The following is a 7,284-nucleotide window of genomic DNA, read 5'->3' on the forward strand; positions in this document are numbered from 1 at the left end:
CTCCGTGTCGCTGGTCCCGGACGGCGAGGCCGTCACCCTCTGGTACACCGCGCCCGGCAACGAGTCCGCGATCCTGGAGCAGGGCCTGCCGATCGGCAACGGACGGCTCGGCGCGCTGGTCACCGGCGGCCCGTCCCACGACGCGCTGTACCTGTCGGACGCCACCCTGTGGACCGGCGACGCGAACGCCGTGCTCGGCTCGGACGGCCAGTTCCCGTACGGCACCACGGACTTCGGGACCTTCGGACTCCTCGCGAAGGCGTACCTGGACATCCCCGCCCACACCACCACGGCCATCAGCGGCTACCGCCGCACGCTCGACCTCTCCAACGGCCTGGTGACCGCGTCCTACCAGCTCGGCGGCGTGACCTACCGGCGCGAGGTGTACTCCAGCCACCCGGATGACGTCATCGTCATCCGGCTCACGCAGAGCGGCGGCGGTACGTACACCGGATCCATGACGCTCACCGGCACCCGGGGCGAGTCCGTCACGGCCGACGGCTCGACGGCGAGCGCCTTCTTCGGCGCCGCCCTNNCGAACTCGCTCAAGTACGCCGCCGTGGTGAAGGCGGTCGGCACCGGCGGCAGTGTCTCCGCGGCCGGCGCCAAGGTGAGCTTCAGCAACTGCAGCGAGGTGCTGCTGATCGTCTCCGGCGGCACCAACTACAAGGCGGACGCGTCCACCGCCTACAAGGACACCGCCGTCGCCCCACTCACGGTCGCCCGCGCCAAGGCGGCTGACGCGGCCGCCGTCTCCACGACCTCGCTGCTGGCCACGCACGTCGCCGACTACCAGCGGCTGCAGCAGACGATGACGGTGAACCTGGGCACCTCCACCGCGGGGCAGCGGGCCATGGACACCGCCTCCCGACTCGCCGCGCGGGCCGCCGCCGGCTCCGTGCCCGACCCCGAACTCGAGTCCTCCTACCTGTACTTCGGGCGCCACCTGGTGATCTGCGGCTCGCGCGGCAGCCTTCCGCTCAACCTTCAGGGCCTGTGGGTCGACCGCAACAGTCCGGACTGGATGAGCGACTACCACACCGACATCAACGTCCAGATGAACTACTGGCTGCCCGACCGGGCGGGCCTGCCGGAGTGCTTCGACGCGTTCACCGACTACTGCGTCGCCCAACTGCCGGGCTGGCAGGCCGCCACCAGAAGCCTCTTCCAGGACCCCCGCAACGGGTTCCGCAACACCTCCGGCAAGGTGGCCGGCTGGACTCTCGCCATCTCCACCAACATCTGGGGCGGCAACGGCTGGTGGTGGCATCCGGCCGGCAACGCCTGGATGTGCAACTCGCTGTACGAGCACTACCAGTACACCCAGGACGCTGGTCTCCTGGACCGGATCTACCCGCTCCTGAAGGGCGCCTGCGAGTTCTGGGAGGCCCGGCTGATCACCGTCACCGTGCCCGACCCGGCGACCGGCGGCACCCGCCAGGTGCTCGTCGACGACCACGACTGGTCGCCCGAGCACGGCCCGACCGACGCGATCGGCATCACCTACGCCCAGGAACTGGTCTGGCAACTGTTCCGGAACTACCGCGAATCCGCTGCCCGGCTCGGCCGGGACGCCGCGTACGCCGCCACCATCGGCTCCCTCCAGGACCGGCTGTACCTCCCCGTGGTGAGCGCCACCTCGGGCTGGCTTGAGGAGTGGATGACCGACGCCAACCTCGGCGAGACCACGCACCGTCACCTCTCCCCGCTGGCCGGTCTGTTCCCCGGCGACCGGATCAATCTCCAGGACTCCCCGCCCGCCGTCATCGCCGGTGCCACCGCCCTGCTGACCGCCCGCGGCATGGCGAGCTACGGCTGGGCCAGTGCCTGGCGCGCGCTGTGCTGGGCCCGGCTGAAGAACGCCGACAAGGCGTACCAGCTGGTGCTCGCAGTCATGAAGCCGTCCGTGAACTTCAGCAACGGCACCGGCATCAACATGTTCGACATGTACAGCTTCGGCAACCGCTCGACCTTCCAGATCGACGCCAACCTCGGCACGCCGTCGGCGATGATCGAGATGCTGGTCCAGTCCCGGCCCGGACGGGTGGAACTGCTGCCCGCGCTGCCGGCGGCCTGGGCCGCGTCCGGCAGCGCGAAACTGCGCGGGCCGGCCGGGGCGAGCACCACCGTCGTCTTCGGCACCTGGAGCCAGGCCGTCACGATCCCGGCCGGCGGCTCGGTGACCGTGACGCCCCCGCCGCAGCCCGGGACCACCGTGTTCCAGCTCGTCAACCGCAAGAGCGGCAAGGCCATCGACGTCCCCGGCGCCTCCACCACCACCGGCACCGCCCTGATCCAGTACACCCCGAGCAGCGCCGCCAACCAGCGCTTCGCGTTCGTGCCCGTCAGCGGTGGCGTGTACGAGATCAACTGCACGCACACCGTCCTGGCCTGGGACATCAACGGCGGCTCCACCGCCGACGGCGCCAAACTCATCCAGTGGACGCCCACTCACGGCACCAACCAGCAGTGGCGGCTCACCGACATCGGCGACGGCTACGTGACCGTCACCTCGGTCCGCAGCGGCAAAGTGCTCGGCGTCACCGGCGGCTCCACCGCCGACCTCGCGGCCGTCGAGCAACAGACCGCCAACGGCGGTACCGGCCAGCAGTGGCGGCGAATCCCGGCCTGACACCGGGCAGCCTCCGACAGGGAGCGGAGTCTATGCTGTAAAGATCAGACGTTTGAGGTCAGAGGGAGGCGGATGCGCGTGCCGGTCACCGACGAGGCGATCGACAAGATCAAGGCGATGATCGTCAGTGGCGAGTTGCGCCCCGGGGCGAGGCTGCCCAAAGAAGCCGACCTTGCCGAACGGCTCGGCCTCTCCCGCAGTTCGCTGCGGGAGGCCGTGAAGGCCCTCTCCCTGATCAGGGTGCTCGACGTCCGCCAGGGCGACGGTACCTACGTGACCAGCCTGGAGCCCGATCTGCTGCTCGACGCGCTGGGCTTCGTGGTCGACTTCCACCAGGACAACACGGTGCTGGACTTCCTGGAGGTACGACGAATCCTGGAGCCGGCCGCGACGGCGATGGCCGCGAGCCTCATGTCGGACGAGGACATCGCGCGTCTGCGGACCGTGCTCGACAGTCTGGGCGACGAGCCCACGCTGGAGGAGCTGATCACCAACGATCTGGAGTTCCATCAGCTGATCGCCGCCGGTTCCGGCAACGCGGTGCTCTGCTCGCTGGTCGAGGGGCTCTCCGGGCCGACCACCCGGGCCCGGATCTGGCGCGGGGTCACCGAGGAGGGGGCCGTCTCGCGTACCAGGGAGCAGCACGAGGCGATCCTGTCCGCCATCGAGTCCCGTCGGCCGGACCTCGCCCAGGCCTGGGCCACGGTGCACGTCGCCGGGGTGGAACAGTGGCTGCGCAAGACGCTCGGATCGCCGGTGTCCGCGCTCTAGCCCGACGCGTGCGGCTCAGGCACTGCGGGGTGGCCCGAGCCGGTAGACGCGGGTCGCGTTGAAGTGGAAGACCGACTGCCTCTCGGTGGGGCTCAGCCCCTCCGTCAGGTGGTCGGCGATCCGGACGACCTCCCGGTAGCCGGCCTCCAGTGTGCAGACCGGCCAGTCGGAGCCGAAGAGCAGCCGTCGCGGGCCGAAAGCCTCGAGGACCGTGTCGGCGTAGGGCTTGAGGTCCTCGGTCCGCCAGGCGCCGGGCGCGGCTTCGGTGACCATGCCGGAGAGCTTGCAGACGGTGTTGGGCAGGTCGGCGAAACGGCGCAGGTCGGCCGCCCAGGGGGTGAGCACGCCGGTGGCGATCGGGGGCTTGCCGAGGTGGTCGAGAACGAAGGTCAGGCCGTCGAGACCGGCTGCGGCCAGGGTGGCGGCGGGCAGTTGGTGCGGCTGGACGACGAGGTCGTACGCGAGCCCCGCCTCGGCGACGGCGAGCAGGCCGCGGCGGACGTCCGGGCGCAGCAGCCAGTGGGGATCGGTGGCGGATGCCCCCCAGCCGGTCCCCGCCCGGCTGTTCGCGCAGCGCGACGATGGTGTCGCGGACGTCGGGCGCGGTCAGGTCGGTCCAGCCGACGACCCCGGCGACCAGGTCGCTGCCGGCCGCGAGGGCCAGCAGCTCGGGTGTCTCCTCGGGGACGCAGACGGTCTGGACGACGACGGTGCCGACCACGCCGGCCGCGCCAGCCTCGCCGGCGAGGTCGGCGGCGGAGAAGGAGCGGGCCAGCGGGGCGAGGGCTTGCCCGGTGATCCAGGGCTGCGGACGGGCCGTCAGGTCCCAGACGTGGTGGTGCGCGTCGATGATCAGGCGGTCGCTCACAGCTGCCACACCTCCGGGAGTCCGGCCTTGCCACCGGCTGCGGAGTAGTCGTGGACGATGTCGAGCAGCTCGCCCATCCGTGCCTGCCAGGCGATGTTGACCGGCAGGTGCTCCAACTCGGCGAGCAGGTGAGCGTAGTCCTCGCACTCCAGCAGGTGGAACAGCTCGCAGCCGCTGCGCCAGATGGTCCACTCGGTGACTCCGGCGGCGCGGATGGCGGCGGTGAGTTCGGTCGGCACCTCCCGGTGGGCGGCCTCGTACTCGGCGACCTTGTCGGCGCGCACGCGCGTGTGCAGGGCGATCCTCATGCTCTCTCCACGACGATGACGTCCAGGGTGCGGGGACCGTGCACGCCCTCGACCCGGTCGAGTTCGATGTCGCTGGTGGCGGACGGCCCCGAGATGAACGTCAGCGGCCGCGAGGGACTCAGGCGGGCGAGGGCGTCGGGGACGTCGTCGGCGATCTGCTCGGCGTGGATGACGCACAGGTGGTAGTCCGGTACGAGGCTGAGGGCTCGGCGGCCCTGGCCCGGACCGGTGTCGAGGACGATGGTCCCGGTGACGGCGATACCGGCGGCGGCGAGGGTGATCGCGCCGTCCAGGGCGTCCAAGGCCGGGACGTCGAGGGGTTCCTGATGCCACTGCCACGGACCTGCCGGGAGCAGCCCCGGGGGGAACCCGTCCGGCAGCGCCAGGTGTCGGACGGCGCGGCGGCCGAGGGCGGCGGCGATCGCTTCGGACAGCCGCGCCCGATCGGTGCGGGTGACGGTGGCGCGATAGTCGGCGACCCGTTCGGCGAACAGGGCGACGGTGTCCTGGCCCGGGTGGGTGTGGCTGCGTCGGTAGTCGCGCGGGACGGGGACGTCCTGCGGCTGCTCCTCGGATGGGACGTCGGCGAGGGCGGCCCGGATCCGGGCGAGGACGGTCTCGCGGCTGGTCATTCGCTCTCCCTGTTCTTGCGCCACCAGNGCAGGTGGGTCAGCACCTCCGGGATGTTGATCTTCACGGGGCAGGCGTCGTAGCAGGCCCCGCACAGGGTGGAGGCGAACGGCAGCGTCGCCGCGTGCTCCACTCCGACCAGCTGGGGCGTGAGCACGGCGCCGATCGGCCCCGGATACACGGACCCGTACGCGTGGCCGCCGGTGCGCTCGAAAACCGGGCAGACGTTCAGGCACGCCGAACACCGGATACAGCCGAGCACCTGGCGGCCGACGGTGTCGGCCAGGGTGTCGGTACGGCCGTTGTCCAGCAGCACCAGGTGGAAGTCCGACGGGCCGTCACCTTCGGTGGTACCGGTGAAGGTGGAGGTGTAGGGGTTCATCCGCTCGCCGGTGGAGGAGCGCGGCAGCAGCTGGAGGAAGACCTCCAGGTCGGCCCAGTCGGGGACGACCTTCTCGATGCCCATCACGGTGATCAGGGTCTCGGGCAGGGTCAGGCACATCCGGCCGTTGCCCTCCGACTCCACGATCACGACGGTGCCGGTGTCGGCGGTGGCGAAGTTGGCGCCCGAGACGGCGACCTTGGCAGTGAGGAACTTGTTCCGCAGGTGGCGGCGGGCCGCCTCCGCGAGGTCGGCCGGTTCGTCGGTGAGGCCTTCGGGGGCGGGCTGCCCCCAGTGGCCCATTTCGGCGGCGAACAGGTCGCGGATCTCGGTGCGGTTCTTGTGGATCGCCGGGACCAGGATGTGCGAGGGACGGTCGTCGCCCAACTGCACGATGAGTTCGGCCAGGTCGGTCTCGTACGCGGTGATCCCGGCCTCGGCCAGGTGCTCGTTGAGGCCGATCTCCTGCGTCGCCATCGACTTGATCTTCACCACCTCGCGCTCACCGGTGGCCCGTACGAGCTCGGTGACGATGCGGTTGGCCTCGGCGGCGTCCGCGGCCCAGTGCACGGTACCGCCGGCCGCCGTGACGGACTCCTCCAACTGCACCAGGTAGGCGTCGAGGTGACGGGCCGTCCGCAGTTTGATCGCGGCGGCGGCGTCCCGCAGCTCCTCCCAGTCGTCCAGCTCCGAGGCCACGGCGACCCGCTTGTCGCGGATCGTACCGGTGGCCCGCTTCAGGTTGGCGCGCAGCTGGGTGTCCTTGAGCGCTTCGCGGGCGGCGTCGGGGAAGGCCGGGGAGCCCAGCCAGACGACACCGCGGTTGCCGGGGTCGTTCATCACGCGGCTCCTTCGGTGGCGGCGAGGATCTCGGCCAGATGCACGGTCCGGACGGTGGAGCCCTGCTGGGACAGGCCGCCGCCGATGTGCATCAGGCAGGAGTTGTCGGCCGCGCAGAGCACCTCGGCGCCGCTGTCCAGGACGCTGGCGTTCTTGTCGGCGAGCATCGCGGCGGACGTGTCGGAGTTCTTGACAGCGAAGGTCCCGCCGAAGCCGCAGCAGGAATCGGCGGCCGGGAGGTCGACCAGGTCGAGGTCCTGAACCGCTCGCAGCAGGCGTTCGGGCCGGTCCCCCAGCCGCAGGCCCCGCAGTGAGTGGCAGGTGGGGTGGTAGGCGACCCGGTGCGGGTAGCGGGCGCCGACGTCGGTCACGCCGAGCACGTCGGTCAGGAACTCGGTGAACTCGTGGACGCGGGGCACCAGTTCGGCCACCTGCTGCCGGAGGGCGGGCGGGCCGTACTCCTCGGCGAGCAGCGGGTGGTTGTCGCGGACCATGCCGGCGCAGGAGGCGGACGGGGTGACCACGGCGTCGTAGTCGGCGAAGGTCCGCGCGAAGCGGGCGACCAGCGGGACGGCGTCGGGGCGGTAGCCGGTGTTGAAGTGCATCTGTCCGCAGCAGGTCTGTTCCTGCGGGAACTCGACGCGGTGGCCGAGTCTTTCGAGCACGGTCACCACCGCCCGGCCGGTGTCGGGGTACAGGGTGTCGTTGAAGCAGGTGATGAACAGGGCGATGCGCATCAGCTCACCTCCTCCGGTGTCGGGACGTCGGTCGGCAGCAGCCCGTGTTCCTTCAGCTCGGCCCAGAGCGCCGCCGGGATGTGGTGCCGGAGCATAGCGGCGGCGTCCCGAACCTC

At 70.9% G+C, this 7,284-nt stretch carries 5 protein-coding genes and 3 pseudogenes; 3 read left to right on the plus strand and 5 right to left on the minus strand.

Annotated elements, in window-relative coordinates; all coding sequences use genetic code 11:
* The 3 genes and pseudogenes from ASC99_RS40665 to ASC99_RS18580 all read left to right on the plus strand — a co-directional run.
* The coding region (locus tag ASC99_RS40665; RefSeq protein ID WP_235583064.1) for a glycoside hydrolase N-terminal domain-containing protein at positions 1-534 on the plus strand (534 nt) is incomplete at both ends.
* 2 nt (positions 535-536) lie between these two features.
* Positions 537-2,632: pseudogene (locus tag ASC99_RS40670) on the plus strand (RICIN domain-containing protein); the annotation flags it as partial.
* Between the two features lie 78 nt (positions 2,633-2,710).
* Complete coding sequence (locus tag ASC99_RS18580) at positions 2,711-3,403, plus strand: FadR/GntR family transcriptional regulator (protein WP_057233430.1); 693 nt, start codon at positions 2,711-2,713, stop codon at positions 3,401-3,403.
* A 15-nt stretch (positions 3,404-3,418) separates the two neighbouring features.
* Here ASC99_RS18580 and ASC99_RS18585 read toward each other — a convergent pair.
* The 5 genes and pseudogenes from ASC99_RS18585 to ASC99_RS18605 all read right to left on the minus strand — a co-directional run bounded on the left by ASC99_RS18585 (position 3,419) and on the right by ASC99_RS18605 (position 7,168).
* A pseudogene (locus tag ASC99_RS18585) lies at positions 3,419-4,259 on the minus strand (amidohydrolase).
* Positions 4,260-4,267: 8 nt separating this feature from the next.
* Positions 4,268-4,579, minus strand: coding sequence for an L-rhamnose mutarotase (locus ASC99_RS18590; RefSeq protein ID WP_057233383.1), 312 nt, complete (start codon positions 4,577-4,579; stop codon positions 4,268-4,270).
* Positions 4,576-5,211 (minus strand): lactate utilization protein C, encoded by a 636-nt coding sequence (locus ASC99_RS18595; RefSeq protein WP_057233386.1) that lies wholly within the window; start codon positions 5,209-5,211, stop codon positions 4,576-4,578. The genes ASC99_RS18590 and ASC99_RS18595 overlap by 4 nt, the downstream gene beginning before the upstream one ends.
* A 28-nt stretch (positions 5,212-5,239) precedes the next feature.
* Positions 5,240-6,431 (minus strand): annotated as a pseudogene (locus tag ASC99_RS18600) (lactate utilization protein B); the annotation flags it as partial.
* The gene (locus ASC99_RS18605; protein WP_057233388.1) at positions 6,431-7,168 is read right to left on the minus strand and encodes a (Fe-S)-binding protein; all 738 of its coding nucleotides are present in this window, start codon (positions 7,166-7,168) and stop codon (positions 6,431-6,433) included. The gene ASC99_RS18605 and the pseudogene ASC99_RS18600, both read right to left, overlap by 1 nt.
* Between the last annotated feature and the right edge of the window lie 116 nt (positions 7,169-7,284).

The sequence above is a fragment of the Kitasatospora sp. Root107 genome (assembly GCF_001424875.1).
Classification (GTDB): domain Bacteria; phylum Actinomycetota; class Actinomycetes; order Streptomycetales; family Streptomycetaceae; genus Kitasatospora.